The organism is Mesorhizobium sp. P2_C4, from assembly GCF_056404575.1.
Genome location: NZ_JBFUDT010000002.1, coordinates 951,479 through 977,117, shown reverse-complemented (window position 1 = coordinate 977,117; position 25,639 = coordinate 951,479). Strand labels below are relative to the sequence as shown.

Here is a 25,639-nt window from a genome sequence, read left to right as displayed (position 1 = left end):
CCGGTCCCGGACGGGTCGTGAAATGGTCCGGCAGCAGAAAAGGGGAATGAAATGCGCGTTCTGCTGATAGAAGATGACAGTGCAACCGCACAAAGCATCGAACTGATGCTGAAATCGGAAAGCTTCAACGTCTATACGACCGATCTCGGCGAAGAGGGTGTCGATCTCGGAAAACTCTACGACTACGACATCATCCTTCTCGATCTCAATCTCCCCGACATGTCGGGTTATGAAGTCTTGAGAACGCTTCGCCTTTCCAAGGTGAAGACACCAATTCTCATCCTCTCCGGCATGGCCGGCATCGAGGACAAGGTGCGCGGTCTCGGCTTCGGCGCCGACGATTACATGACCAAGCCATTCCACAAGGACGAGTTGGTGGCGCGTATCCACGCCATCGTGCGGCGTTCCAAGGGCCATGCGCAGTCGGTCATCACCACTGGCGACCTGGTGGTCAATCTCGACGCCAAGACCGTCGAAGTCGGTGGCCAGCGCGTGCATCTGACAGGCAAGGAATACCAGATGCTGGAGCTGCTCTCGCTGCGGAAGGGCACCACGCTGACGAAGGAAATGTTCCTCAACCACCTCTATGGCGGCATGGACGAACCGGAATTGAAGATCATCGACGTCTTCATCTGCAAACTGCGCAAGAAGCTCGATGCCGCTTCCGGCGGCCAGAACTACATCGAGACGGTCTGGGGCCGCGGCTATGTGCTGCGCGAACCGGAAGACATTCGCGTCAGCGCCTGAGCGAAAACGCCCGTCCGATCGATTTTCCCACAAAAAACCCGGCCTAGGCCGGGTTTTTTGTACATGTGGCTGGCTGACAGCTATTATCGAGCGAATCAGGCGGCAATTTTCAGAGTGCGGAAACGCTCGAGCAGTTGCGGCCGGTTGAATGGCTTCAGCAGATAGCCCTGGGCGCCGGCACGCTTTGCCCGCATGATCGAGGCGACGTCGACCTCGACCAGTGAAATCAGGATCTGCGGCTTTATCGAGCTCTCCATGGCGCGCACCCGGCGGATGAGATCCACTGCCTGCATATCCGGCAGAGCGCCGTCGACGACGATAACATCCGGCATGTCGGCTGCGCACATCTCAACGGCGTCAAGCCCGGTGGCGGCTTCGATCACCACCATGTCAGAGCCACCCAGGATGCGTTTTGCAACCTTCCTGATGACACTCGAATCGTCGACGAACATGCAGCGTTTCATTTCCGGGTCCTCTTTGCCATGTGGCGAACCGGCGGCATCCGGGCATCTGTGAGACACCATAGATCAATCTGGTAAAGAAGCTGAAAAGCCGTTAGGTAAAGTTTTCGCAAACATGGCCTTGGCGCACCGTTTTCGTCGCGAATTCGACGCGGCCAGGCAGGCGACGCTTGCTTGCCCTGAATTGTCTTGTCGTGAATTGCAAAATATGTCGCAAATATTAGCAGAAAAAAATACTTGATCTGTTCTTGCCGGCCGGGTCGAGATTTCTCAGGCCGCCGAGAGCACGATTTCTTCCGCGGTCGCGTGGATCGATATCGTCATGTTGGCTTCACGCGCCAGAAGAAGCGTGTAGTAGGGCTGGACTGAATGGGCATCGATCGGCTCCTCGGGCTTGTTGCCGGAATGCAGTTCGAGGAATTTCGGCGGCACGCGCAGCATCGGGCCACTTGCCGCAAGGGCAAAGCGCGGCTCGGTGTCGAGATTTTCGAGCGTGACCCCAAGCTTGCCGCCGCGCGGTATGGCGGCATTGGCGACGAGAATGAGGTTGAGCAGCAGCTTGACCTTGTTTTTGGGCAGAAGCGCGCGGGGTCCGTTCCAGGTCAGCTCCGGCTTTTCGTTCTTGAGGAAAGCGATGGCGACAGCCTCGGCGTCGCCGGTGTCGATCATCATCCCGGCCGAGCCGGCGGCGCCGAAGGCGATGCGGGCAAATTGCAGGCGGGCGGAAGCGTTTCTGGCGCTCTGGCGGATCAGCTTCATGGCGTCTTCGTCAGCGCCGCCTTCGTCGAGCAGTTCAAGTCCATTGTTAATGGCGCCGACCGGCGAAATGATGTCGTGGCAGACCCGGCTGCATAACAAGGCTGCGAGATCGGGCGCGGAAAGGGTGAAAAGCTCGGCCATCGGCGAAAATCCCTGCTAAAAATCTGCGTCCCTACGGTCGGGCGGTCAACCGTCGCGCCTGTCTACACGAATCACGCTCGCTCCCAAGCCTTCTGAATACACAGCGCCTGTGCGTGCAGCAACAAATCCAAAATTGTCGTTAGCGAAAATGCCGTGGTCACGCAGGGTGGGAGCCTGCGCGGACGGCTCGAAACCAGCCTTCGAACCGCCATGTTCATGTGAGAGGTTAATGGTTGAAAAAGAATTACGGCATAGTTTGCCCGTAACAGTCATCCTTAACGGCCGCCAAAGAGCCGCATGGGTGAGAGGCGTCGGCGAAAGTGCTCCATGACGGAGATTGGAAGCATGTTTTCCCGATTCTACGACCGGACTTTCCGCGTCCTTTCGATGACGATTGCCCTGATGGGGCTCCTCGTCTTTTCAACCTCGGCTTTGCGGGCCCAGGAGTACACCGCTCAGGAGATCGTCGATTCCGGTCACAAGTTCTTCGGTGCGACATCGGGCGGACTCGCCACCGTCGTCGAGAAGATTTTTGCCTCCTACGGTCTTCCCAATGGCTATCTGCTGGGCGAAGAGGGCTCCGGCGCGCTGATTGGCGGCCTTACCTACGGCGAAGGCACGCTCTACACCAAGAATGCCGGCGACCACAAAGTGTTCTGGCAAGGTCCGTCGCTGGGCTGGGATTTCGGCGGCGAGGGATCGCGCGTCATGATGCTGGTCTATAATCTCGACGACGTGAACAGTCTCTACAATCGTTTCGGCGGTGTTGCCGGCTCCGCCTATGTCGTGGCGGGCGTCGGCTTCAACGTGCTGCAGAACAACCGGGTTCTGCTGGTGCCGATCCGTACCGGCGTCGGTGCGCGGCTCGGCGTCAATCTCGGCTATCTCAAGCTTACCCAGAAGCCGACCTGGAATCCCTTCTGATCGAGGTGTGACTGCGCCATTTCGACCGGATCAATAGGTCCTCGCCCCAACGTTGCTGTGGCATACCCTTGCCGCGGCACTGGATTTGCGTCATGCGAAGATGGCAAAGTCCAGCCTTGGCGGTTCTCTGCCATCCATAACGGATAGTCACCTTGGTCCAGTCGATCCTGTTCTTCGCTCTCGGCTTTCTCTGCGCTGGCTTTCTGGCGCTGATGGTTGCGCCGGCCATCTGGCGGCGTGCCGTGGCGCTGACGCGCAAACGCGTCGAGGCCTCGGTGCCGATGACGCTGGCCGAGATCCAGGCCGACAAGGATCGCGTCCGGGCCGAATACGCGATGTCGACGCGCCGGCTCGAAATAAACGTCAAGACGTTGCGGGAGAAAGCGGCCGAACAGCTGGTCGAGATCAGTCGTGGACACGAGGCCATGAAGGGTCTTGCGGTCGAGCGGAAGGACAAGAATCAGGCGCTTTCCGAACTGCAGGCCAAGGGCGAAGAGCTTCGCCAGCGCGAAGAGCAGTCGCAGCGCCTGTCGGAACGCCTGGCGCAAACCGAGCGCATGCTGGAAAAGCGTGCGCTCGAACTCGAAAAGCTGGAGCACATGTATGACGACGCCAGCTTCTCCTCCAGCAACCGCCAGATCGAACTGGTGGCGCGCGAATCCGAACTGGAAAAGCTGGCCAACGACATCTCGGTGTTGCGAAGCCAGCGCAAGGAGGCAGAGAGGCGCAATCAGGAGATCGCTGCCGAAGGCAAGGCCACTCGCGATGCCTTGAAAGCCGAGAAGAAGAGAACCGCCGACCTGGACAAGAAGCTCGAACGCCTGCTGGCAACGCTTGCCGATCGCGAGGACAAGCTCGACCGCCGTGAAAAGGAGCTGGCACGGCTTCGTGAAAAATCGAAGGGCGAGGCTGGGGGAAATGCTCCAGCTGTTCGCCTCGTCGCAGGAGAGGACGTCGGCGGAAAAAGCACCGATATCGACAAGGCGATCGCCAAGCTCGACAGCGACCGGGAGCGGCTTGAGGCCAGGCTGACGGTGCTGGCGCGCGAGAACAAGAGATTGAAGGCGGATCTTGGCGCGCTCGAAACATCGAAATCCGGCGATGGCGGCGATGTGCGAGGCGCCGGTGCTGCATTGCGCGAACAGATGAACGATCTGGCGGCGGAGGTCGTCAATCTGACGGCGAAACTCGAGGGACCGGATTCGCCGATAGCCAAGGCACTTTCAGCACCTCAAGACGTGCGGTCCGGGACCACCAGTCTCGCCGACCGCGTGCGAGCGCTGCAAAAAGCCGCTTCGGCGAATTGAGATCCAGAAAACCAGCCGGCCTATACCTTCCTGGCTGAAAAATGATGCAGCGCGATGGCTGAGGCGGCGGCGACGTTCAGGCTGTCGAAACCTTGCGCCATATCGATCCGCACCGTTTGCAGGCGGGCGAGCAGGTCTTCAGGCAGACCTTGGCCTTCCGTACCGAGATAGAGCGCCAGTCGTTGCGCCGTTCTGGCATCGCGAATGTCGGTCAGCCCGCGCGGCGACAGGGCGAACTGGCTGAAGCCCAGCCGGTCGAGCATGGCGGTGAAGCCGGCGGTGTCGCCGAGGGAGGCAAAGGGAACTTTCAGCGCCGCGCCGACAGAGACGCGGATCGCCTTGCGGTACAACGGATCGCAGCAGGTTGCGTCGAGAAGCACGGCATCGGCGCCAAAGGCGGCGGCGTTGCGGAAGATCGAACCCATATTGTCATGATTGGCGATGCCAACCAGCACGACGACCAGGGCGCCAGCGGGCAAGGTGTCCAGCAAGGCCTCGGCAGGCTGCGGGGTGCCTTTGCTGCCGATCGCCAAGATGCCGCGGTGCATGTGAAAGCCGGCGATCCTGTCCATGACCTGGCTGGCCGCGACGTAGACCGGAAGGTCCACCGGTGCCTTGAGCAAGACCTGATCGAGGCCGGCCAGACGGTTCTCGAGAATCAGAACCGACTCAGTGGCAAAGCGCCGGGCCGAGAGCAGCACGTCCAGCACCACCTTGCCTTCGGCAACGAAGCGGCCGTGCCGGCCGGTGAGGTCGCGTTCGCGGATATCGAGATAGGCGGCAACGCGCGGGTCTTGCGGGTCGTCGATAGGGATGGGAACCATGGGCACCTCGCCGGCGAAAATTCGTCAGCGAGGTAAGGGACGAACGGTCCTGCCGGTCAAGTCCCGGCGCGGCGCAGACGATAAGCCATCTGGGACAGATCACCTTCGCCAAAAATGCCGTCCAGCATAGCGAGGAGGTCGCGCACAGCTCCGGACTTGCAGGAGTAGTAGATCATCTGCCGGTCGCGGCGGGTCTCGACAAGGTCGAGCGCCCGCAGCTTGGCCAGATGCTGCGACAGAGCGGATTGGCTGAGCATGACTTTCTCAGCGATGGCGCCGACCGACATTTCACCGTCGGACAGATAGCTCATGATCAGCAGCCGTTTCTCGTTGCCCATCAGGGTGAGAAACGTAGCTGCCGACTCGGCGTTGGCAATTAGCTTAGTCGAGACCATTGATGCCCCATGTTTTCCAGCTCATCCGAACGCTATGGGGGCAATAGCGTCTGGTGCCAAATTCAACTGTGGATGCACGCTGGTGAATCAGCGCCATATTGAATCGTAGAACATTTCCTCCAAATCTCAAGACTTGCTTTTGATTCATGGCGATAAACTGCCTACTTTGTGCATAGCCGGCTGCCGTCCAGTCTTGGCCATGTCGACCAGAACCGGCCGCAAGTCGCGCGCCGCCTTCAGTGGTTCAGGGAAAAAGACCCGGCAAATCATGTCTCCCGAGGCCAGATCCATGCCTTCGGCATCGAAACCGGTGATGATCCAGCCCTCGCCCTCGCCCTTGGCAAAATGGTGCGCGTAGACGGCGATTGCCTCGAGATGGTCGGCATTCATGTGATCGAGGGCGGATTGTTCGCTCGCGGCAAGCTCTTCGACGATCGATCCGCTGGTGATCAGATCAGAGCGATCGAGCAGATAGGCCTTGCCGAAACCGCCATTGAGGCTGGCGCGCTCCGGCTCGAGGCGGAAGATCGAGAAGTCGCCAAGCCCGGCATAGAGCTTGGCCTTGGGATTGCGGTTGAGATAGCGCCGCTCGGCTCGGGCGTGCTCGCTCGATCCGCGTTCAAGCCGCAGCGCCCGGCAGACCAGCGTCAAGCGCGGGTGTGCCAGCGGATCGCCCTTGCCGGGTTCGCCGACGAGCAGGGAGCAGCGTGGGTCGGCGAGAATGGCTCCGGTGTGGGCAGACAGCATCGACACCAGGATCAGCGGCGCACCGTCGATATCGCTGGCGATGCCGACCCTTGAGGCCAGCGGCGAACCGGTCGCGGGCTCGATCACCGCCAGCGCGCCGAAGCGCGCGCTGCGGGTCAGCGTCCGGGCCAGCCTGACCGCTTCAGCGTCGGTCTCGCGAATGACATTCTTCTTCCGGTCACCCAAAGTGCTCACCGCTTAAGCTGTTTTTTCTTCTCGAGGTATCGGCCCACCAGGCCGGATTTGACAAGGGCTTCGGTCTCGCTTTTCGAAATGCCGAAGCGCGCCAGCACGGTCGCCGGCTCGCATTCGTGTGCGGTCGGCGCAACCGCTAGCGTCGATTGCGAGCCCGGGAAACGCGGCGTCGGGGCAGGGCGCTCGAACGCACCGGTGTTCACGAACGCGTTGCGCGCCCGATTGTGCGGATGATCGCTGGCTTCGCGCAGCGACAGCACCGGCGCAACGCAGGCGTCGGTCTCGGCAAACAGGCCGGCCCAGTCGTCGCGCGCCTTCTCCCTGACCCGGTCGGCGATGGCGACGCGCATGTCCGGCCACAATGATTTGTCGTACTGGCCGCGGACAAAACGCGCGTCGAGTGGCAGCAATCTTGCGAATTCGGCGAAGAAGCGGGGTTCGAGGCAGCCGACGGCGATGTGCCGTCCATCCGCCGTTGCATAGATATCGTAGAAGGGCGCCCCGGAATCGAACAGGTTGACGCCGCGCGTGTCGCTCCAAAGGCCGGCCGCCATCAAGGCGTGCACAGGTGTCGCCAGCATCGAAGCGCCGTCGACCATCGCCGCATCGATCACCTGGCCCTTGCCGGAGCGCGAGCGCTGGAACAGCGCGGCGAGAACCCCGGCAATCAGCATCATGGCGCCGCCGCCATAGTCGGCGACGAGGTTGAGCGGCGGGACCGGCCGGCCGCCTTCCTGGCCGATGGCGTGCAGCACCCCGGAATAGGCGAGATAGGTGATGTCGTGGCCGGCGCGGCCGGAGAGCGGTCCGTCCTGGCCGAAGCCGGTCATGCGGCCGTAGATCAGCGCCGGGTTGCGCGCCAGCGCAATATCGGGCCCGAGACCAAGCCGCTCCATGACACCAGGACGAAAGCCTTCGACCAGCATGTCGGCCTTTTGCGCAAGGCGCAGCACCAACTCGGCGCCTTCCCCGCGTTTCAGGTCGATGCGCAGGATGGAGCGGCCGTGACGGTCGAGGTTGTAGTCATCCGGCAGCGGCACGAACGGCTGGTCCGAACCGGTCCGCTCGATGCGCAGCACGTCGGCTCCCATCTCCGACAGCATCAGGCCGGCCAGCGGCACAGGTCCGAGCCCGGCCATCTCGATCACGGTCAGACCGACAAGCGGGCCGGTCTTTGCCGGGACGTCGGCACTCATGGGCGCCTGCCTACTTCGGCGCCATGCGGATGGCGCCGTCGAGGCGGATGGTCTCGCCATTCAGCATCTGGTTCTCGACGATATGCAGCGCGAGCGCAGCATATTCGGAAGGCTCGCCGAGGCGGGACGGGAAGGGCACCGCGGCGCCCAGCGAATCCTGCACGTCCTGCGGCATGCCGGCCATCATCGGCGTCTTGAAGATGCCAGGCGCTATTGTGCAGACTCGAATGCCGGAACGGGCGAGGTCGCGGGCTACCGGCAGCGTCATGCCGACGACACCGCCCTTGGAGGCGGCGTAGGCGGCCTGGCCGATCTGCCCGTCATAGGCGGCCACCGATGCCGTGTTGACGATGACGCCGCGCTCGCCGCCCTGCAGGGGATCGAGCTTTGCGGCACGATCGGCAACAAGGCGGATCATGTTGAAGGTGCCGATGAGGTTGATCTCGATCACCTTGCGATACTGGTCGAGCGGGTGCGGACCATCCTTGCCGATGGTTTTCACGCCGATGGCGATGCCGGCGCAGTTGACCAGAATACGCGGTGCGCCGAGCCGTTTTTCCACCTCTGCGACGGCTGCGGCGCCGCTGTCGGCGCTGCTGACATCGCATTGGACGGCGATGCCGCCAATGTCGCCCGCCACCTTCTGCGCCCGCTCGATGCCGATGTCGAATATGGCGACGCGGGCACCTTTGTCGGCCAGCGCTCGGGCCGTCGCCTCGCCAAGGCCGGAGCCGCCACCGGTGACGATCGCAATCTGGCCATTCGGGTTCATGCCGGCGTCCTCCAAGGTGTGGGGATCATGCTACGAAGCCCGGCGCGGGGGCGCAACCGGCAGGATCAATCGACGTTCTGTTTGAAGGCGGGATCAATCGAAGTCTCGATTGACCCTGGGGGTTAGGCGATGACCGCGACCTGCGCGGCAATCCTGGCAAGGTCGGCATGGCAAACCTCGCCCGAAAGCCTTGCCGCGGCGCCGGGTACGATCTCGTGCGACAGCAGCCGGTCGAGATCGACCGGACGCGGCATCGATATCTGCCCGCGCGGGATTTTCTTGAAGCCAAGCGGACCATAGTAGGGCTCGTCGCCGACGAGCATAACGGCCGGTACACCGGCCTTGGCCGCGGCCTCCAGCGCGATCGCCACCAGCCGGCGGCCGATGCCGAGATTCTTGAAGGCGGGCCGCACGGCAAGCGGCCCGAGCATCAGAGCGCGGCCGGCGCCGGCTGCAATGCGCGTCATCCGCACGGAGGCGACGACGATGTCGCCATCGACGGCAACAAAGGACAGGGAGCGTTCGTGGCCGCCGGCCTCGCGGATCTTGTAGGCAGCCAGCACGAAACGGCCCGGCCCAAAGGCTTCTTCGTTGATGGCTTCGATTTCGGGATCATGCGCCGGAGTTTCCGGCAGGTATTTCACGTCGGCAAGGCTCATGGTCTTTGCGTTCCGGTCTACGAGGAAAAGGTTTGCTGCAAGCGGCAGCGTTCGCCAGTCAGCGCTTTCTAAGCGCGGGCGCCCTTTCGTCGTCGGTCAAACCGGATCAAAGCAAAGTTGAACATGCGGATTTTCCGCTAGCATCAATTTTCGACCTTCGCAATCGGCGCTTTTCATCAGCCGCCCCTGCCGGGTGACGGTCTGTTCAGCATCAAGCGATTCCGTGCGGCGGCTTTGCTCCCTACATCAGCGCAAAGATGAAAGGGCATTTGCATGGGATTGCTGGTCGAAGGCAGATGGCAGGACCGCTGGTACGACACCAAGAACAGCGGCGGCAAGTTCGTACGCACGCAGGCGCAGTGGCGTGACTGGATCACCCCCGACGGTGCGCCGGCCGAGGGGCGCAGCCGCGGCTTCAAGGCCGAGCCCGGCCGCTATCACCTCTATGTCTCGCTCGCCTGTCCGTGGGCGCACCGGACGCTGATCTTTCGCGCCTTGAAAAAGCTCGAGGGCATCATTTCTGTCTCGGTGGTGCATCCCTTCATGGGGGCGAATGGCTGGACGTTTCTGGCCGAGGACGGCGCCACCGGCGACACACTCTATGGCCTCGACTTCCTGCATCAGATCTACACCAGGGCCGATCCCGCCTATTCCGGCCGGGTGACGGTGCCGGTGCTGTGGGACAAGAAGCTGCAGACCATCGTCTCCAACGAATCCTCCGAGATCATCCGGATGCTGAATTCGGCTTTTGACGCATGGGGCGATGCCAGCCTCGATTTCTATCCGTCGGCGCTGCGTGGCGAGATCGACAAGATCAATGCGCTGGTCTATCCCGCAATCAACAACGGCGTCTATCGCGCCGGCTTTGCCACCACGCAAGCGGCCTATGAAGAAGCCTTTGGCGAGCTGTTCGCGGCGCTCGACACGCTGGAGGACAGGCTGTCGGAGCAACGCTATCTCACCGGCGATCGCATCACCGAGGCTGACTGGCGCCTGTTCACCACGCTGGTGCGTTTCGACCCGGTCTATGTCGGCCATTTCAAATGCAATTTGCGCCGCATCGCCGACTATCCGAACCTGTCGAACTATCTGCGCGATCTCTACCAGGTGCCCGGCGTCGCCGGCACGGTGAACTTGCACCACATCAAGGCGCATTACTACGGCAGCCACGAAACGATCAATCCGACGCGCATCGTGCCGGCCGGTCCGGAACTGGACTATGCCGCGCCGCATGATCGGGCGCGATTCAGGAAGGCGGCGTGAAATCAGTGATGTAGAGTTCACCGTTTCGCGGAAGCGCAGAACCGTTCTATTCGTTTGTTCGACGCAATTCCGGACGGAGAGCCGTTATGCTGGGATTGCGCTAGCGGAAGGTCTCGGTGTCGATCCGGGTCCTTCTGGCAAGTTCAGCTTTCAACAGAGTTTTTCCAAATCGGCTCGAATACCAGGCGGCATTCAAACCAAACGTCAGCAGGAAAGCGAACAGAACGCCTCCAACCCACACGGCCAGCGGAACGCCGCTCAAGTCATGCGCGTCCCCCGCGATAGCCAACCAACCCAGCGGCGCCGAAATCAAAGAGGCTGCCAGGGTCGAGAGCAGAACTATCGTCCAATATTCCCTGCGACTAAACAATCGGCCGTTTCTTCTAATAAACTTATATAGCGCAACGTTGGCCGATCCGAAGCTTATGGCGAATCCCGCAGCTTTACCAAATTCCTTTGAAAGTGTCGGGATGACGACCACCAGGATGCCAAGCGCAACGATCAGCGCCACCGTCGTCAAAGTATAATAGCCAACATAAGGCCAGACGCTTACGGAAGGCTCATCTCTGTTGCTCACTGTCTCCCCCTAACTCAAAATTGCCCGAAGTAGAGCATAGAGTTTCTGCAAAGGAGAAAGCAAGCCTACCAATATGCCGATACAGGCTGGCCCCCAAAAACCTCGGCGATCCGCCGCAGCGTTGCCGGCGTCGTGTCCTGCGGCAAGCGGTCGAGCGGGAAGAAACCAGCCTCGGCGATCTCGTGGTCCGGAAGCTTCGGCTTGGTCTGGCTGAAGTTCTCGATCAGATAGAAACCGACATGGTCGCGATTGCTGGAGCGGCGGTTGAAATGCATCGATTTCAGCAACGGCGGAGCGGTCAAGGCGATGTTGCCTTCCTCGGCAAGTTCGCGTGTCAGTGCCTCGACCAGCGTCTCGCCGACCTCGACGCCGCCGCCTGGAAGCTGCCAGCCTGGAACATAAGTGTGGCGGATGAGAAAGACCGAGTTGGAAGCGCGGTCGTGGATCAGGCCGCGCACGCCGAGCGTCATCGGTCGCCGCAGCACGAAATAGAGATGGAACAGTCTTGCCCTGAGGCCCGGCCAGCCGGTCTGGCGGAAGGCAGCCTCCGTATCGGTCGCCATCACCAGCCGAACCGTGGATGGAAAGGAAACCGGGAGTGGAAAGCGGGGGGCGCGTCGCTTATGAAGGAGGAATGTTCAGGCTCGCGCATATTTCCGATGTCCATCTGGGGCCGCTTCCCGATGTAACCTATCGCGATCTCGCCTCCAAGCGCGTGGTCGGCTACGTCAACTGGCAGCGCAACCGCCGCCGCCACATGCACGACGCCGTCATCGACACCATCATCGCCGACCTGAAGGCGAACGCACCGGACCATCTCGCGATCACCGGCGATCTGGTCAACCTGGCGCTCGATGGCGAGATCGAGATGGCCAGGCACTGGCTGGAAACGCTGGGCTCTCCGCACGATGTGTCGGTCGTTCCGGGAAACCATGACGCTTATGTGCCGGGCGCCTTCGACAAGACCTGCCGCTCCTGGGCGGCATGGATGAGCGGCGACGGTGTCAACGCGCCGGTCGACCGCAACGCCTTTCCCTATCTGCGCGTGCGCGGCAATGTCGCGCTGATCGGCGTTTCTACGGCGCGCGCCACCGCGCCGTTCATGGCAAACGGCTTCTTCATGGAAGGCCAGGCGCAAAGGCTCGGCAAGCTGCTCGACGCAACGGCCAGGCAAGGTCTTTTCCGGGTGATCATGATCCACCATCCGCCGGTGCGCGGCGCGGTTTCGCAACACAAGCGGCTGTTCGGCATTGCCCGCTTCAACAAGACCGTTCACCGGCACGGGGCCGAACTGGTGCTGCATGGCCATTCGCATCTGCCGTCGCTGTTCTTCATCGGCGGGCGCGGCGTCAAGATTCCGGCGGTTGGCGTCGCTGCCGCGGGGCAAGCACCAGGCGGCAAGAACCCGGCAGCACAATTCAATCTGATCGATATCGATGGTGAAAAGGGCAACTGGCGGATCAAGCTGACGCGACGCGGCCTGACCGGGCCGGCAATGCCGCCATCCGATTTGCAGACGTTGGAACTCGGCGTGGATGCCGAGGCATCGCTGGTTAGAAGCTGATTTTCATCGCCATCAGGCGATCCCAAAACAGCGCGGCCGAGACGGCCAACCCGACAAGTGCGCCGGCGGTGATCACGCCGAGGCCGGAAAAGAAGGTCGACCAGCCGTTGCCGCGCATGACGGATTTCAGCGGCGGCTCGGCTTCCGCCACCGCATTGCGCCTTACGCCGGCGTGCTCGACGCCGCCTTCCATCATTCTTTGGTGCTCGACGACGCGCTCGGCGACATAGCGTGTCACCTGATCGGCGACCGGTTTCATGTCGGTGGATTCGGCGAGCACGACACGGCCGATGCGGGTATCCCTGAGGAAGCGATAGGTGCGGCGATCACGCCCCATGGCGACATGGCTGACGGCGTCTATCCAAAGGCGCGGTTGCAGACCGGACGAGACGGCGAAGTCGAAATTATCCATATCGGCCGGCACATCGGCGAAGACAGGGGCGAGTTCTGCTGCCAACAGTTCGAGGCGCATACGATGCGCCTCGCGCATATCGACCACGACATCGTCGCGGTCGGCGAAGGCGTTCTTCACGTCGCGAATGGCGTCGGACAGCTTTCGCGACTGGTCGATGGGTGTCACGTTCTCGCCTGCGTCCTTCATCGGCATGGCCTCGCGGGTATGGTTAACAGCGAGTTAACACAGCCGCCGGCAAAATGCACTGGCGAGTTGGCAGCGGGAGTCAACCCGCAGCTGCATCAAGCCTTGGACGAGGGCGCCTGCTGCGGCGGTTCATGTTGCGGCGCACAGCCTCCGCGATCAGCCCTGGCGCTTCCTCGACCAGCATGTGGCCGGCTTCCAGCACATGGTGCAGGTGAAAATGTACCGGCACGTCATCAGCCTGGGTGAAAGGCAGCACCGGGTCATCCGTTCCCCAAACCAGCATGACCGGCATGTCAAGCGTGTCGAGCTGTTCGCGCGGGATGACGCCCTGCCGATCATCCCTGGTCATGGCGGCCGCGATCTCGACAAGTTTCTGCAACTGATCTGGGCGCCGGCGCATCCCATCGAAGACATCCACCAGATGCTCCGGCGGCAGGCTTTGCGGTCCGGACATGGCGGCAAGGCACGCGCGAATTTCGCGCCTGTCGGCAGCCGCGGCGTAGCGGCGCAACAGCGGTCCATTGATCTCCGTGCCAAGACCGCCCGGCGCAAGGAGCGTCAGCGAGGCTATCTTTTCGGGCTCGATCAATGCCATCAGCGTCGCCACCGCCCCGCCCATCGAATGACCGACGAGATGCACCCTTTTTGTTTTGCGTGCAGTGAGATCTGCCAGAACCGCCCGGGCGGCCGTCTTGGCAGGACCGCTGCCGGGAAAATCGAGCGACAGTCCGTGGCCTGGAAGATCATAGGCCAGCGTCCGAGCACCGGGCGACAGTGCCGAGGTCACCTCACGCCAGACATCATGACACCCGCCGAAGCCATGCAGGAAGACGATCGTCTTCTGGCCGGCGCCCCGTTCGGCAGCGTAAAGGGATGAGGTCATGAAAATTTATGGATTGTCGCAGGGACCGGGCAGGCACAGAACTTCAGATTGTGGCTGGATTGCTCCTAGTCCAGATCGATGGCCAGTAAAATTTTCGCGATCTTAGAAAAGCTTAGCTGGCATTGCCAAGCCCGGCGGTGCGCAGCGCCTCGACCAGCCGGTCGGTCAGGTCGGCTGGATATTTTCTGTCGACGAAAGTCGCGCGTGGATTGGCCGCGAATTTGGGAAATTTGGCGACCAGCTCATCCACCAGTTTGCCCGCCAGTTGATCGCGGCCGGCGGCTTTGGCGCCAATCAGGCGCGCCGCCAGATAATGCGATTTCGTCGCCGTCGTCCGCAAAGCCTCGCTGGCCAGCGCGGCCTTGTTCATATCGCCGACCATGAACTCGCCGACAAACAGCCCAAAATCCCACCATGTCGGGTGGCCGCTCGAAATGTCGACGGCGTGGGCAAGGATCGGCGTTCCCTCGGCGTATTTGCCGGCGAAAATCAATCCATAGCCGTAAGCTGCCGCCATGCCGAGGTCGTAAGGGTTGAGATCGTAGGCCTTGTGCATCCAGCGGATCGACTCTTCCGAATTGCCGAGGCGCGAATAGAGGTAGCCATAGGCGCGGTGCGCATAGGGGCTCATCGGTCCCATCTGCACGGCGCGGTGCGCGAACGACATCGCCTGTTCCACTGTCGCGCCGGGCGGATAGGCGTAGTGATCAGTGACAGCCTCGAGATGCAGGGAGGCGAGTTCAGAATAGACCAGCGACGACTTCGCATCCCGGTTGGCCAGGTTTTCGAGACAGCGATAGGCGGCCTCGTGGGTTTTGGCGCTCTGGTCGAGATAGTATTTGTCGTTGCGTACCAGGCATTCGGTGAGACCGGTCTCAATGCCGCTCTGCTCGATATAAGCGTAGATGGTGCCAGAGGCGGGAATGGTCGAACTCAAGATGTTGGCGATGCTGTCCTCGACAGCAGCGGGGGCGCTGTTGGCGGGTGTCAGATTGCGTGACAGCAACACGCGACCGGTGGCAACGCTCTGAAGTTCGAGCGTGACATCGCCCGCCGCTGGTCCCGGTGAAATCTCGAACACGAAGCTGGTTGCGTCGGTGACCGGGTCGGGCGTGCCGTCGGCGTCGCGCCCAATGAAGTCGATGGTGTCAAAACCGGCGAGGCCGGCGCGCAGCGATGCAGCAACGCGGGCAGCTTCGGCGCCATTGTCCTTCACGGCGATATAGACCAGGGGCAAGGTCTCCACCGGAGGCGATGCGATGCTGCCGGTGGCCACGGCGGTCTCGACCGCCGAGCCTGCGTCACTGTTGGTGAGCAGGTCACCGCTGCCCTGGCGAAGGATCAGCACACCCAGCATGGCGATGACCAGAGCCATCGCGACCCAGAAGAACTGGAGATGGCGCGCCAACGAAGATGCCGGCTCGGCGACTGCCGACGACATCAATGAAGCAGGATGCGCGCTGCTACCGGGCTCAGGCAATGCGGACAGGGCGGCTGCTACGGCTGCCTGTTCCACCGGCTCTTGCCCGGCTGGCAAGCGAATGGCGTTGAGCTCATAAGATGGAACATAGCCGCCGCGCGGAATGGCGATGCGGACCGGCTCGGCCACACCTTCGTTGGCGAAGTACTGCTGCAGAAGCTCGCGCAGCCTGCCCGCCTGCACCCTGACCACCGCATCGGTCGACGAATCGAAATCGCCGTCCTTGCCGAAAACGTCCATGGCGATGGAAAAGCCCTTGAGCCTGTCGGCTTCGCCGGCCTGCTCGCGCTCGACCAGATAACGCAACAATTTCCGCGCGCGTTCGGATCTCCCGAACGTTTCGCTGGCAAGCAGTCGCTCCAACGTCTCGCGCACTGCGGGGGCGGCAGGCGTGGCATGCTGCAAGTGTCGATCCTCTCGAAGTCGGCACAGGTTAAGGCGCAATCATATAGGGCCTGCACCGCCGCACAAGCGTGCACGTATTATGCGATCGCGTACCCCACCGGATATTTCCCATTGGGTTAATGCATGACCCGGAGACCGGATCGGGTGTCCGGGTCATGCGCAGATTGGAAAATGTCGGCCGCGAAAGATCAGCCGGCCTTACGACCGACGATGCGGTTGGCGGCCGAAACCACAGCTTCCAGCGAGGCGGCCACGATGTTGGTGTTGATGCCGGCGCCGAACAGCTTGCCGCCGGGATATTCCATCTCGACATAGGAGATGGCGGACGCATTCGAGCCACGCTGCATGGAATGCTCGGAATAGTCGAGCACCGACATGTCGACGCCGACATGGCGCGATAGCGCATCGACGAAGCCGTCGATCGGGCCTGTGCCGGTGCCGGTGATGGTCACCTCCTTGCCCTTGTCGAGGATCACCGCCTCGACGACGCGCCGGCCCTTGGTCACGGTGTCCGGATAGGTGTGGTGGTCGAGGAATTTCAGCCGCGCGCCGGGCTGGTCGACATAGGTTTCGAGAAAGTGCTCGTAGATGCGTTTTGCCGGCACCTCCTTGCCCTCGGCGTCCGTGATGGCCTGGATATGCTGGCTGAATTCGATCTGCAGGTTGCGCGGCAGGTTGAGGCCATAATCGGCCTGCAACACATAGGCGATGCCGCCCTTGCCGGACTGCGAGTTGATGCGAATGATCGCCTCGTAGTTGCGACCGACATCGGCCGGGTCGATCGGCAGATAAGGCACTTCCCAGTGCGGCGTGTTGGCCTTGCGCAGCGCCTTCATGCCCTTGTTGATGGCATCCTGGTGCGAGCCGGAAAAGGCGGTGTAGACGAGCTCGCCGACATAAGGGTGGCGCTCGGGAATCTTCAACTGGTTCGAATATTCGTAGACGTCCTTCATCCGGTTGATGTCGGAGCAATCGAGTTCCGGGTCGACGCCTTGCGTGTACATGTTGAGCGCCAGCGTGACGATGTCGACATTGCCGGTGCGCTCGCCATTGCCGAACAGCGTGCCTTCGACGCGGTCGGCACCGGCCATCAGGCCGAGTTCGGTGGTGGCGATGCCTGTGCCGCGATCATTGTGCGGATGCAATGAAATCAACAGCTTGTCGCGGTTGTCGAGGTTGCGGCACATCCATTCGATGCGGTCGGCATAGATGTTGGGCGTCGACATCTCGACCGTCGACGGCAGATTGATGATCAGCTTGTTGTCCACCGTCGGCTTCACGATCTCAGTGACGGCGTTGCAGATTTCGAGTGCGACTTCGAGCTCGGTGCCGGTAAAGCTCTCCGGCGAATATTCGAAGCGAAAGCCGCCGCCGGCCTTGGCCGCCATGTCAGTGATCATCTTGGCGGCGTCGGTGGCGATCCGCTTGATTCCGGCGACGTCCTTGTCGAAGACGACGCGGCGCTGCAACTCGCTGGTCGAATTGTAGAAATGGACGATCGGGTTGGTGGCGCCCTTCAGCGCCTCGAAGGTGCGGGTGATCAGTTCGGGCCGGCACTGCACCAGCACCTGCAACGAGACGTCGGCAGGCACATTGCCTTCTTCGATGCACCAGCGGGCGAAATCGAAATCAGTCTGCGAGGCCGAGGGGAAACCGATCTCGATCTCCTTGAAGCCCATGTCGAGCAACAGGGCGAACATGCGCGCCTTGCGCTCATGGCCCATCGGGTCGATCAGCGCCTGGTTGCCGTCACGCAGGTCGACCGAGCACCAGATCGGCGCCTTGTCGATAATCTTGTTGGGCCATGTGCGATCGGTGAGGCCGACGGTCGGATAGGGTTGGTACTTGCGGGCTGCGTCGCGCATGCCCCGCGCCGTTACCGTGGCATCGGATCGGATGTCTTCTCGTGCGTTCATCGTCGTTTCTCCCGGCGGCTCGCGGATCGGTCTTCAGACGGATTGAGGCGAGCTGCGCCTTACCAGATTTTCGTTCGCTTGATGTGACTTGCCAATTTTGAGACTGGCCAAGGAGCGTGCGCGTGAGCGGCGGTTCGACCGCCGGGCGCTCCTTCAGCGAACCCGGCGATCGCCGATAAGGCCGAGAAGAAGCAGGGTCGAAGCAAGCGCGCGCACGGTCTGGCCGGCAATGCCGGTCTGACGGGAAGCGACGGAGGTGTGGCGCGTGTTCATGGCGGGTCTCATACAGGAGCGGCTATGGACAGGCAAGTGGTTGCACCGCCGCTTGTCCCGGAGTGCTCTTCCCCATACGCGGCAAATGCGCCAAACTTGGCAGTCGACGGGGCCGTATTGCCTCACTGCCGGAGGGGTCGTTGCCTATGAATTTCGTGTTCTTCTCGCCGCATTTTCCCGCCAACGGTGCCGACTTCTGCGACCGGCTGAAGAAAGCCGGCGCCACCGTGCTCGGCATCGGCGATGCGCCCTTCGACGCGCTGGACGGCAAGCTCAAGGCAGCGCTTTCGGAATATTACCGCATCGCCGACATGGAGGACTATGACCCGGTGTTCCGGGCGATGGGTCATTTCATCCACAAATGGGGCCGCATCGACCGCTTTGAATCGCTGAACGAGCACTGGCTGGAGCTAGAAGCCCACATCCGCACCGACTTCAACATCTATGGCACCAAGCTCGATTTCGTGAAGAATTTGAAGCGCAAGAGCCGCATGCGCGCCTTCTTCCGCAAGAGCGGCGTCGAAACCATTCCGCAGCGCAAATGCTCCGACCGAACCGGGGCCATGACCTTCATCCGCCGCGTCGGCTATCCGGTGGTGGTGAAGCCGGATTCCGGCTCCGGCGCCTCGAACACCTACAAGATCTCCAACGCCAAAGAGCTCGACCAGTTTTTCAAGGAAAAGCCCGAGGATGTCAGCTTCGTTATGGAGCAGTTCATCGAGGGGCTGGTGGTGACCTTTGACGGGCTGGTCAACCGCGACGGCGAGGTGGTGCTGGCCGCCAGCCACCGCTACGACCAGAGCGTCATGGAGGTGGTCAACCGGGACCGTCACATGAGCTACACCTGCTTTCCCGAAATCAACCCGGTGGTGGAAGAGGCCGGCAGGAAGATCCTGAAGGCATTCGACGTGCGCGAGCGCTTCTTCCACATCGAACTGTTCGAGACCAAAGACAATCGGGCCATCGCGCTGGAGGTCAACATGCGGCCGCCCGGCGCCTGGATGACCGACGCCATCAACTATACGTTCGACATCGATGTCTACGCCGCATGGGCCGACATGGTGGTGAAGGACGCGACAGGCGGGCCGTATACGGGCAAATATTTCACCGCTTATGCCAGCCGCAAGCGTCACCTCCACTATTTGCACAGCCATGCGGACGTGCTAGCCGCGCACGGCGACAAGATCGTCCACCATCAGCCAATCGAAGAGGTTTTCAGCCGCGCCATGGGAAATTACGCCTATCAGATGCGCTCGAAGGATCCGAAGGCGCTGCGCCAGGCGGTCGACTATATCCATGCGGAAGAGGCGTGAGGTGATGGACATCTCCTATCACAAGGGGTCCAGCCGCAACCTCGGCCGCGACATGGAATACAAGCGCTACGGCCATGCCGGCCGGCCGGTGGTGGTGTTCCCGACCTCGCAGGGGCGCTTCTATCAGTTCGAGGATTCCGGCGCGGTGGCAGCCCTTGCCGAGTTCATCGACACCGGCCGCATCCAGCTGTTCACGCTCGACGGCATCGATTCGGAATCCTTCTTCAACAAGCATGTCGACGCCGCCCACCGCATCGCCCGCCATGAGGCCTATTTCCGTTACGTGCGCGAAGAGGCGCTGCCGGAACTTTTGTCCACGGCCGCAGGCGCCAATGGTGGACGCGAGCTTAAGCCGCTGTTCTCAGGCTGCTCGATGGGCGGCTACCATTCGTCGAATTTCGTCTTCCGCTTTCCGGAACTTGCCAGCGGCGTTATCGCGCTGTCGGGCGTCTATTCCGCCCGCGACTTCTTCGGCAAGGCGCTGGACGGCGACATTTTCTACAACTCGCCGCTCGACTATCTGCCCGGCATCGTCGACCAGAAACTGCTTGCCCGGCTGAAGGCGCTCAGGCTGATCTTCTGCTGTGGGCAGGGCGCGTGGGAAGAGCGGATGCTGGTCGAGACGCATGCGCTGGAACAGATCCTACGCGACAAGTCGATCCCCGCTTGGGTCGACTATTGGGGTGGTGATGTCGCCCATGACTGGCCGTGGTGGCACAAGCAACTGGTCTATTTCTTCGCCCGCTGGCTGGATGACGATCTGATGCACCGGCTGGACTAAGGTGCGTTGATATTCAGGTGATGCCGGCCTGCAAACGATGGTTTCCTGCGCGTCCGGTGCTCACGTACTTCAAGTACGCTCCGCTCCGGTTCTCGAAAACCATCTGGTTTGGTCGCTTCGCGCCCGTCTTCGACTCCGACTCGGCCTGACCTGAATCTCAACACACCTTAGGGCACAGACGAATAACCACGCCCGATCCCACCGCGAGCCCGGTGGTCGCCTAACGATCCGTCGAGCCATGGTGCCGCGGAACGCTTGCGGCCTATTCCTTGACTGCTCGTGCCACCAGCCGTGCGACGCTCGGCCCGACCAGCAGCACGACAAGGAAGCGGGCCGACTGCAGCGCCATGACGAAGGAGATGTCGACGTGTTGCGCGGCGGCGGCAATGATGGCGACGCTGTCCATGCCGCCGGGGCTTGTCGCCAGATAGGCGGTCAGCGGATCGATGCCGAGCAGGTGGCTGATCATGAAGCCGAGGCCGCCGCAGAAGGCGATGAGGATGATGATCGAACCGACGATCTGCGGCAGCGCCCGCGTCGCATGGCGCAGGATCGGTCGGGTGAAGTTGAGCCCGATCGACCAGCCGACCATGGCGTAGCTGACCGCCAGCAGCCATGGCGGCAATTGCATCGTCACGCCAAAACCGAGATGGACGATGGCGCCGAAAATGAAAGTGCCGAGGAAGAAGGGCGACGGCAGCCTGAGCAGCTTGCCGAGCAAACCGCCTATGACCGCGACGCCAAGTGTTGCGGCAAAGGCGGCCAGCTCGATCGGTGGAAACCAGACGATTGCGGGGATCTCGATGCCTGAGGTGTCGACCCACAAGGGCGGCCGTCATCGAAACGAAGATGACGCGCAGATACTGCATGAAGGCGACGAGGCGCTGGTCGGCGCCGAAGGCGCCGGCCATCAGCACCATGGCGGTGGCGGCGCCCGGCGACGAGCCCCAGACCGCCGTGGTGCCGGGCAAGATGCGCCAGCGGCTGATCAGCCAGCCGAGCAGGCTTGAGGCGGAGACGGTCGCCACCACCGCGCCGAGGAACAGCGGCCATTCCTTGTAGAAGACCGGGAAGATGTCGGCGGAGATCGAGGCGGCGACAAGGCAGCCGACGATGGCTTGCGCCGAGCCGAACAGAACGCGAGGCACCCGCACCGTGGCGCCGTTGGTGCCGGCGAGGATCGCCGCCAGCATCGGGCCGATCAGCAGCGCCGCGGGCAGGGCGGCGAATTCGAGCGCGCCGGCGAAGAGCAGCGAGACAATGAGCAGGACCAGCCACTGAAACGAGGAGCGCATGCGCGCAAAGCGTTCGAGAGTTGGTTGATGCGGCGAGGAGTCCATATCCGCGTGTCTTAGACCGATCGCAGAGGAATGCGAACCGCTTTTGGCGGAAGGATAGCCTTGAAGTAAAGCCTCCGGGCGTCAGCCGGTCTGGGCGTCTGTGAGGCCGAAGCCGCCGACCGGATGGGTCTCGACCTGGAACTCGAAGCCGGCGATGAAGGGGCGCGCCTTGGCGATCGTCGCCTGGACCTCGGGGAGCTGCAGCGAGGACTTGTGGCTTGCCTGGTCGGTCCACACTTCGGTGACCCAGATCGCGTCGGCGTCGGCCGGGTCGGTGGCGATGATGTAGCTCAGGCAGCCCGGCAGGGCGCCGGTGCTTTCGCGCAGCAGGGCCATGACAGCATCGCGCTGGCCGCGCGCCGCGCGCATCTTGCCGATCAGTCCGTACATCGTGTCCTCCGCGTTACGCGACACAAGTATGCAGTGCGCAGCTCAAGGCATCAACTGGCCGCCATTCACCTCGATTATTTGGCCGGTGATGTAGCCGCTGAGCAGATCGGAGGAGAGGAACAGATAGGCGCCGACGCAATCTTGCGCAGTGCCGGCGCGCCCCTGCGGGATGGTGGCGACCATGCCCTTCATCTGCTCGCCGGTGGAATAGCGCTCGTGAAACGGTGTCGCGATGGTGCCCGGCGCCACCGCGTTGACGCGGATACCGAAGCCGATCAGCTCCTTGGCCATGCCGCGCGTCACGTTGGAGACGAAGGCCTTGGCCGAGCCATAGAGGCCGGCGCCGCCGCCGGCGCCGTTGCGCGCGGCAATCGACGAGGTGTTGACGATGAAGCCGCCCTGCTTCTTCAGCCACGGGATTGCCTTGCGCGAGGCGGTCAGCACCGAACGGGCGTTGAGGTCCATGACCGCGTCGTAGTGCGCCTCAGTCTGCTCGGCATAGGGCACCCGGCCAAGCATGCCGCCGGCATTGTTGACCAGGCCGTCGAGCCGGCCGAATTTTTCAGCGCTCTCCTCGACGACGCGCTCGACATCGGCAGGCACCGAGAAATCGCCCTGGGTCAAGAACACCTCGCCACCGGCATCGCGAATGGTCCCGGCCAGTTTCTCGGCGGCTTCGCGGCTCGAATTGTAGTGCAGCGCGACGCGGCTTTTCTGCGCGGCGTAGGCCAGCGCAAGTGCTGCCCCAATGCCGGTCGAGGCACCGGTGACCAGCACCGCCTTGCCGGCGAGATCGGGTATGCTGAGAGCGATCGGGGTGGCTGGCACTGCTGTTCCTCCGGGATTTTCCCCGTCCCTTCGTAGGCCCTTGCCCCCCTTATGTTCAAGCCTCAGGGCCTGAGATAGACATAGCCTTGGCCCTGCAGTTCGGCGAGTTTGACGACGCCGCCCTTGTCGGCGGCGTGGAAGCCGTCGAGCAGGTCGGCAAGGGTGATCTCCATGCCTTTCATTGTGTTGCCGCAGGCATGCGGCTCAAGCCCTTCCTGGACAAGGCCGGCGAAACGCCCGGAAATCGCGGCCGATATGCCCTTCGACTTGAAGGCGGCAAGGGCTGGACCATGCACGACCAGCGCGATGTCGACATTGCCGCCGGTGCCATCATAGTGGTTCTTGATGTTGCCGAGCACGAAATTGACCTTGTCGACATCGCTGAGGTGATAGGCGACTTTTTGCCTTTCCCCGGCGGTGTCAGTGCTTGCTGCCTGCGCCACCCGCAAGCCAAAAAGCGTTCCAGTTCCGGCAAGAACCGCGCGGAACATATCGCGTCGGCGCATCGCATCCTCCTCGGCTTGACGCTCACTGCAAATTGCGTGGCTGCGGCCATGATACTAGCATAAAACGACGTTACGTCCTGTCGATGCGAGGGAGAGGGTCACATGGCGTTCGGGAGATGGAAGACTGCTGCCGGCGCCGGATTTGGCGTCGCGCTGTTCGGCGCGCTTGCCGGCTCGGCCCTTGCCGACGAGGCCCTCAAGCTCACCGAGCTGAGCCCGGACGGCAAGGATGCCTGCTTCGGCCGGGTCTACGATGCTGCACATCTCAAGGCGCATCCGAAGCAGAAGGTGGCGCGAATATTCTTCCTCTATGGACGTGACCCGGTGAGCCGTCCGAACGAGGAGCCGGCCACGAATTCCGACTCGTCCTACAATGGCTTTATCGCCACCACCGTGCGCGGCGCCAAGGCGCCGGAATGGGCCAGCGGCTGGTGCAATCACGAGTCCGAGGACGGCAAGACCGGTCCGATCCGTTGCGGCATGGATTGCGACCGCACCATGGCGTCACTGAAGCTCGACGACAAAGGCCGTCTGATCGTCACCGATGTTTCTCAGGATCTTTATCTCGACGCGGGGTCGGAAGACGAACTCGGCGAGGCTGAATATGACCGGCAGGCGCTTGGCTCGGAGGACGACAATTTCCGCCTCGACCCGATGCCGGCGGCAACCTGCCAGGCCGAGTTCGCGCGCATCGATCCGATCGATCCGGCGCTCGGTCCGCCTTTGCGCGAGCGGCTGAAGTCGGACCAGGCTTTTTGCTACGGACGTGACTACGATGCCGCGCATCTAGGCTCGCATCCCGACCAGGTGACGCAATCCATCCGGGTTTTCCGTGGCCCGGTCGAACTTGCGTCCTTCGCCGCCGGCGGCGATGCCGCCAACTGGCCCGACGGCGCCGATATCGCCGTTTCGGTCACCACGCGGCAGAAGGCAGGCAAGGTTACGCAGACCTACTCCTGCCAGGGGGAGGCGGACCAGTGGCGCTGCGCGGCGAGCGCGAAGATGAGCAACTTTTCCTGCGATATCGGCCAAAAGGAAATCTACCTCAAGCGCGGCGCCAACGGCACCATGATGCTGGCCAACCCCAACAGCAGCCTGGCGATCGTCGACCTCTGTTCGAAGGCGGCCGAGGGCAAGACCAACTCCGACGATAAGGTCTACCGGCTGGAGCCGATGCCGCAATCGGCTTGCGCGCCGTAAACCGGCGCTTCGTCATTCTATGGCGGAGCAAGGAGCGAAGCGACGCAGCGCAGACCATAGAATCCATGCCGTGACGCATGAGCGCTGCTGCGGTGCATCTTCTGTTCCGCTGCATGCTTCGTCCCAGGTCGCGGCATGGATCCTCGGGGTCTACGCGACGAAGCTTCGCTCCTGCTCCGCCCGTAGATGACGAAGTCGAGAGTCTTCGGCTAATTTTCCAGGGCCGTGACGGGAAACTGTCTCAGGCGAACGGCACTGCCGTCGTGCCCTTGGGCAGCTTGGCCTCGTCGTCGGGTTCGACATGGATGGTAACGCGCACCGAGGGGATTTCGGCCTTCAGCGCGTCCTCGATGCGGTCGCAGATGACGTGGCTGGCGCCGACGGTCATGTCGGCATCGACGACCAGGTGGAACTCGATGAAGGTGGCGCGGCCGGCAATGCGCGTCTTCAGGTCGTGAACCTCCAGCGCACCCTTGCAGTTGGCCGAGATGATGTCGCGGATATGCATGTGTTCCTGGGTGTCGACGGCGCGGTCCATAAGGCCGCTCAGCGATTCTCCGGTGAGCTTCCAGCCCTGGTAGAGAATGTTCAGCGCCACGAGGAGCGCAAGCAGCGGGTCGAGAATATGCCAGCCGGTCAGTACCGCCCCGACAAGGCCAATAATGACCCCAACCGAGGTCAGCACGTCGGTCATGATGTGCTGGCCGTCAGCAACCAGCGCCGGCGATCGTTCGGCACGGCCGTTGCGGATCAGCACGAAGGCCCAGACCGCATTGACGAGAGCCGCGCCGGCATTGATCGCCAAACCTTCCCAAGGCTGTTCGAGCGATGTCGGGTTCGGCAGCGACTGCCACACCTTGGCGATGATCAGCATCGCGGCGACGACGATCAGCACGCCCTCCAGAACGGCGGAAAAATATTCGGCCTTGTGATGGCCGAACGGATGGTCGCTGTCGGCTGGTTTGTGGCTGATGCGGATCGCCCAGAGAGCGGCGGTCGCGGTGATGACGTTGACGATGGATTCCAGGGCGTCAGAATAGAGGGCGACCGAGCCGGTGATCCGCCAGGCAAAGAACTTCAAACCCATCACCAGGAAGGCGATGACGATCGACCAGAAGGCAAGGCTTGCGACCTTGCGCTTGGCAGCGGCTTTGGCCGCGATCGCCGTCATGTCTTCGGTTGCGGCCATCGT

The 25,639-nt window shown here is 62.2% G+C and carries 26 protein-coding genes and 1 pseudogene; 8 read left to right on the top strand and 19 right to left on the bottom strand.

What is annotated here, in order from left to right:
- Positions 1-51: 51 nt before the first annotated feature.
- A complete protein-coding gene (ctrA, locus tag AC1DX6_RS11075) occupies positions 52-747 on the top strand; it encodes a response regulator transcription factor CtrA (protein WP_006203583.1) in 696 nt (231 codons plus the stop codon).
- A 95-nt stretch (positions 748-842) separates the two neighbouring features.
- Here ctrA and AC1DX6_RS11070 read toward each other — a convergent pair whose 3' ends face one another.
- Together AC1DX6_RS11070 and chpT are read right to left on the bottom strand one after the other, a co-directional pair.
- Positions 843-1,211: a response regulator gene (locus tag AC1DX6_RS11070; protein WP_477245637.1), complete on the bottom strand. Its 369-nt coding sequence runs from the start codon at positions 1,209-1,211 to the stop codon at positions 843-845.
- Between the two features lie 267 nt (positions 1,212-1,478).
- Entirely contained in the window at positions 1,479-2,108 is a 630-nt protein-coding gene (chpT, locus tag AC1DX6_RS11065) for a histidine phosphotransferase ChpT (RefSeq protein ID WP_477313090.1), read from the bottom strand.
- Positions 2,109-2,453: 345 nt separating this feature from the next.
- On the opposite strand from chpT, the gene AC1DX6_RS11060 reads away from it, so the two are divergent.
- Both AC1DX6_RS11060 and AC1DX6_RS11055 read left to right on the top strand, forming a co-directional pair.
- Complete coding sequence (locus AC1DX6_RS11060) at positions 2,454-3,032, top strand: DUF1134 domain-containing protein (RefSeq protein WP_477313088.1); 579 nt, start codon at positions 2,454-2,456, stop codon at positions 3,030-3,032.
- A gap of 152 nt (positions 3,033-3,184) precedes the next feature.
- On the top strand, positions 3,185-4,339 hold the full coding sequence (locus tag AC1DX6_RS11055) for a coiled-coil domain-containing protein (RefSeq protein WP_477313086.1): 1,155 nt from the start codon (positions 3,185-3,187) through the stop codon (positions 4,337-4,339).
- Between the two features lie 20 nt (positions 4,340-4,359).
- Here AC1DX6_RS11055 and AC1DX6_RS11050 read toward each other — a convergent pair whose 3' ends face one another.
- From AC1DX6_RS11050 to AC1DX6_RS11025, 6 genes are all read right to left on the bottom strand, one after another.
- Positions 4,360-5,163, bottom strand: a complete 804-nt coding sequence (locus tag AC1DX6_RS11050) for a TrmH family RNA methyltransferase (RefSeq protein ID WP_477313084.1) — start codon at positions 5,161-5,163, stop codon at positions 4,360-4,362.
- Positions 5,164-5,219: 56 nt separating this feature from the next.
- Positions 5,220-5,558 carry an ArsR/SmtB family transcription factor gene (locus AC1DX6_RS11045; protein WP_477313082.1) on the bottom strand — a complete coding sequence of 113 codons (339 nt, stop codon included), beginning with the start codon at positions 5,556-5,558 and terminating at the stop codon, positions 5,220-5,222.
- Between the two features lie 144 nt (positions 5,559-5,702).
- Positions 5,703-6,491, bottom strand: coding sequence for a HugZ family pyridoxamine 5'-phosphate oxidase (locus AC1DX6_RS11040; protein WP_477313080.1), 789 nt, complete (start codon positions 6,489-6,491; stop codon positions 5,703-5,705).
- Positions 6,492-6,496: 5 nt separating this feature from the next.
- Positions 6,497-7,696, bottom strand: a complete 1,200-nt coding sequence (locus tag AC1DX6_RS11035) for a CaiB/BaiF CoA transferase family protein (protein WP_477313078.1) — start codon at positions 7,694-7,696, stop codon at positions 6,497-6,499.
- Between the two features lie 10 nt (positions 7,697-7,706).
- Positions 7,707-8,468 carry a 3-hydroxyacyl-CoA dehydrogenase gene (locus tag AC1DX6_RS11030; protein WP_477313076.1) on the bottom strand — a complete coding sequence of 254 codons (762 nt, stop codon included), beginning with the start codon at positions 8,466-8,468 and terminating at the stop codon, positions 7,707-7,709.
- Positions 8,469-8,590: 122 nt separating this feature from the next.
- A complete protein-coding gene (locus tag AC1DX6_RS11025) occupies positions 8,591-9,127 on the bottom strand; it encodes a GNAT family N-acetyltransferase (RefSeq protein WP_477313074.1) in 537 nt (178 codons plus the stop codon).
- Between the two features lie 273 nt (positions 9,128-9,400).
- Between AC1DX6_RS11025 and AC1DX6_RS11020 the strand changes: the two genes are divergently transcribed.
- Positions 9,401-10,390, top strand: coding sequence for a glutathione S-transferase family protein (locus tag AC1DX6_RS11020; protein WP_477313072.1), 990 nt, complete (start codon positions 9,401-9,403; stop codon positions 10,388-10,390).
- A gap of 100 nt (positions 10,391-10,490) precedes the next feature.
- On the opposite strand, the gene AC1DX6_RS11015 is transcribed toward AC1DX6_RS11020, so the two are convergent.
- On the bottom strand, positions 10,491-10,967 hold the full coding sequence (locus tag AC1DX6_RS11015; RefSeq protein WP_477313070.1) for an ABZJ_00895 family protein: 477 nt from the start codon (positions 10,965-10,967) through the stop codon (positions 10,491-10,493).
- Between the two features lie 65 nt (positions 10,968-11,032).
- Positions 11,033-11,530 carry an NUDIX domain-containing protein gene (locus AC1DX6_RS11010; protein WP_477313068.1) on the bottom strand — a complete coding sequence of 166 codons (498 nt, stop codon included), beginning with the start codon at positions 11,528-11,530 and terminating at the stop codon, positions 11,033-11,035.
- A 71-nt stretch (positions 11,531-11,601) separates the two neighbouring features.
- On the opposite strand from AC1DX6_RS11010, the gene AC1DX6_RS11005 reads away from it, so the two are divergent.
- Positions 11,602-12,531 carry a metallophosphoesterase family protein gene (locus AC1DX6_RS11005; protein ID WP_477313066.1) on the top strand — a complete coding sequence of 310 codons (930 nt, stop codon included), beginning with the start codon at positions 11,602-11,604 and terminating at the stop codon, positions 12,529-12,531.
- On the opposite strand, the gene AC1DX6_RS11000 is transcribed toward AC1DX6_RS11005, so the two are convergent.
- The 4 genes from AC1DX6_RS11000 to leuA form a co-directional block, all read right to left on the bottom strand.
- A complete protein-coding gene (locus tag AC1DX6_RS11000; RefSeq protein ID WP_477313064.1) occupies positions 12,521-13,132 on the bottom strand; it encodes a hypothetical protein in 612 nt (203 codons plus the stop codon). The two genes, AC1DX6_RS11005 and AC1DX6_RS11000, sit on opposite strands and share 11 nt — an antisense overlap.
- Before the next feature lie 79 nt (positions 13,133-13,211).
- Positions 13,212-14,015 carry an alpha/beta fold hydrolase gene (locus AC1DX6_RS10995; RefSeq protein WP_477313062.1) on the bottom strand — a complete coding sequence of 268 codons (804 nt, stop codon included), beginning with the start codon at positions 14,013-14,015 and terminating at the stop codon, positions 13,212-13,214.
- A 112-nt stretch (positions 14,016-14,127) separates the two neighbouring features.
- Positions 14,128-15,900 carry a tetratricopeptide repeat protein gene (locus AC1DX6_RS10990; RefSeq protein ID WP_477313060.1) on the bottom strand — a complete coding sequence of 591 codons (1,773 nt, stop codon included), beginning with the start codon at positions 15,898-15,900 and terminating at the stop codon, positions 14,128-14,130.
- 188 nt (positions 15,901-16,088) lie between these two features.
- Positions 16,089-17,816, bottom strand: a complete 1,728-nt coding sequence (gene leuA / locus AC1DX6_RS10985) for a 2-isopropylmalate synthase (protein ID WP_477313058.1) — start codon at positions 17,814-17,816, stop codon at positions 16,089-16,091.
- A gap of 419 nt (positions 17,817-18,235) precedes the next feature.
- Here leuA and AC1DX6_RS10980 point away from each other — a divergent pair, with 419 nt between their 5' ends.
- Positions 18,236-19,402, top strand: a complete 1,167-nt coding sequence (locus AC1DX6_RS10980) for an ATP-grasp domain-containing protein (protein WP_477313695.1) — start codon at positions 18,236-18,238, stop codon at positions 19,400-19,402.
- Between the two features lie 4 nt (positions 19,403-19,406).
- Complete coding sequence (locus tag AC1DX6_RS10975) at positions 19,407-20,183, top strand: esterase family protein (RefSeq protein WP_477313693.1); 777 nt, start codon at positions 19,407-19,409, stop codon at positions 20,181-20,183.
- Between the two features lie 262 nt (positions 20,184-20,445).
- Here AC1DX6_RS10975 and AC1DX6_RS10970 read toward each other — a convergent pair.
- From AC1DX6_RS10970 to AC1DX6_RS10955, 4 genes and pseudogenes are all read right to left on the bottom strand, one after another.
- Positions 20,446-21,523 (bottom strand): annotated as a pseudogene (locus tag AC1DX6_RS10970) (AbrB family transcriptional regulator).
- 81 nt (positions 21,524-21,604) lie between these two features.
- Entirely contained in the window at positions 21,605-21,913 is a 309-nt protein-coding gene (locus AC1DX6_RS10965) for a putative quinol monooxygenase (protein WP_477313056.1), read from the bottom strand.
- 42 nt (positions 21,914-21,955) lie between these two features.
- Positions 21,956-22,741, bottom strand: coding sequence for an SDR family NAD(P)-dependent oxidoreductase (locus tag AC1DX6_RS10960; RefSeq protein ID WP_477313054.1), 786 nt, complete (start codon positions 22,739-22,741; stop codon positions 21,956-21,958).
- A gap of 62 nt (positions 22,742-22,803) precedes the next feature.
- Positions 22,804-23,247, bottom strand: a complete 444-nt coding sequence (locus AC1DX6_RS10955) for a DsrE family protein (protein WP_477313052.1) — start codon at positions 23,245-23,247, stop codon at positions 22,804-22,806.
- A gap of 102 nt (positions 23,248-23,349) precedes the next feature.
- On the opposite strand from AC1DX6_RS10955, the gene AC1DX6_RS10950 reads away from it, so the two are divergent.
- Positions 23,350-24,447, top strand: coding sequence for a hypothetical protein (locus tag AC1DX6_RS10950; protein WP_477313050.1), 1,098 nt, complete (start codon positions 23,350-23,352; stop codon positions 24,445-24,447).
- 241 nt (positions 24,448-24,688) lie between these two features.
- Here the strand turns inward: AC1DX6_RS10950 and AC1DX6_RS10945 are convergent, their stop codons facing one another.
- Positions 24,689-25,618, bottom strand: coding sequence for a cation diffusion facilitator family transporter (locus AC1DX6_RS10945; protein ID WP_477313691.1), 930 nt, complete (start codon positions 25,616-25,618; stop codon positions 24,689-24,691).
- Positions 25,619-25,639 lie beyond the last annotated feature (21 nt).

Coding starts and splice junctions, on each gene's coding strand:
- ctrA (WP_006203583.1), top strand. CDS start 52: ATGCGCGTTCTGCTGATAGAAGATGACAGTGCAACCGCACAAAGCATC.
- AC1DX6_RS11070 (WP_477245637.1), bottom strand. CDS start 1,211: ATGAAACGCTGCATGTTCGTCGACGATTCGAGTGTCATCAGGAAGGTT.
- chpT (WP_477313090.1), bottom strand. CDS start 2,108: ATGGCCGAGCTTTTCACCCTTTCCGCGCCCGATCTCGCAGCCTTGTTA.
- AC1DX6_RS11060 (WP_477313088.1), top strand. CDS start 2,454: ATGTTTTCCCGATTCTACGACCGGACTTTCCGCGTCCTTTCGATGACG.
- AC1DX6_RS11050 (WP_477313084.1), bottom strand. CDS start 5,163: ATGGTTCCCATCCCTATCGACGACCCGCAAGACCCGCGCGTTGCCGCC.
- AC1DX6_RS11045 (WP_477313082.1), bottom strand. CDS start 5,558: ATGGTCTCGACTAAGCTAATTGCCAACGCCGAGTCGGCAGCTACGTTT.
- AC1DX6_RS11035 (WP_477313078.1), bottom strand. CDS start 7,696: ATGAGTGCCGACGTCCCGGCAAAGACCGGCCCGCTTGTCGGTCTGACC.
- AC1DX6_RS11030 (WP_477313076.1), bottom strand. CDS start 8,468: ATGAACCCGAATGGCCAGATTGCGATCGTCACCGGTGGCGGCTCCGGC.
- AC1DX6_RS11025 (WP_477313074.1), bottom strand. CDS start 9,127: ATGAGCCTTGCCGACGTGAAATACCTGCCGGAAACTCCGGCGCATGAT.
- AC1DX6_RS11020 (WP_477313072.1), top strand. CDS start 9,401: ATGGGATTGCTGGTCGAAGGCAGATGGCAGGACCGCTGGTACGACACC.
- AC1DX6_RS11010 (WP_477313068.1), bottom strand. CDS start 11,530: ATGGCGACCGATACGGAGGCTGCCTTCCGCCAGACCGGCTGGCCGGGC.
- AC1DX6_RS11005 (WP_477313066.1), top strand. CDS start 11,602: ATGTTCAGGCTCGCGCATATTTCCGATGTCCATCTGGGGCCGCTTCCC.
- AC1DX6_RS11000 (WP_477313064.1), bottom strand. CDS start 13,132: ATGAAGGACGCAGGCGAGAACGTGACACCCATCGACCAGTCGCGAAAG.
- AC1DX6_RS10995 (WP_477313062.1), bottom strand. CDS start 14,015: ATGACCTCATCCCTTTACGCTGCCGAACGGGGCGCCGGCCAGAAGACG.
- leuA (WP_477313058.1), bottom strand. CDS start 17,816: ATGAACGCACGAGAAGACATCCGATCCGATGCCACGGTAACGGCGCGG.
- AC1DX6_RS10980 (WP_477313695.1), top strand. CDS start 18,236: ATGAATTTCGTGTTCTTCTCGCCGCATTTTCCCGCCAACGGTGCCGAC.
- AC1DX6_RS10975 (WP_477313693.1), top strand. CDS start 19,407: ATGGACATCTCCTATCACAAGGGGTCCAGCCGCAACCTCGGCCGCGAC.
- AC1DX6_RS10965 (WP_477313056.1), bottom strand. CDS start 21,913: ATGTACGGACTGATCGGCAAGATGCGCGCGGCGCGCGGCCAGCGCGAT.
- AC1DX6_RS10955 (WP_477313052.1), bottom strand. CDS start 23,247: ATGCGCCGACGCGATATGTTCCGCGCGGTTCTTGCCGGAACTGGAACG.
- AC1DX6_RS10950 (WP_477313050.1), top strand. CDS start 23,350: ATGGCGTTCGGGAGATGGAAGACTGCTGCCGGCGCCGGATTTGGCGTC.
- AC1DX6_RS10945 (WP_477313691.1), bottom strand. CDS start 25,618: ATGACGGCGATCGCGGCCAAAGCCGCTGCCAAGCGCAAGGTCGCAAGC.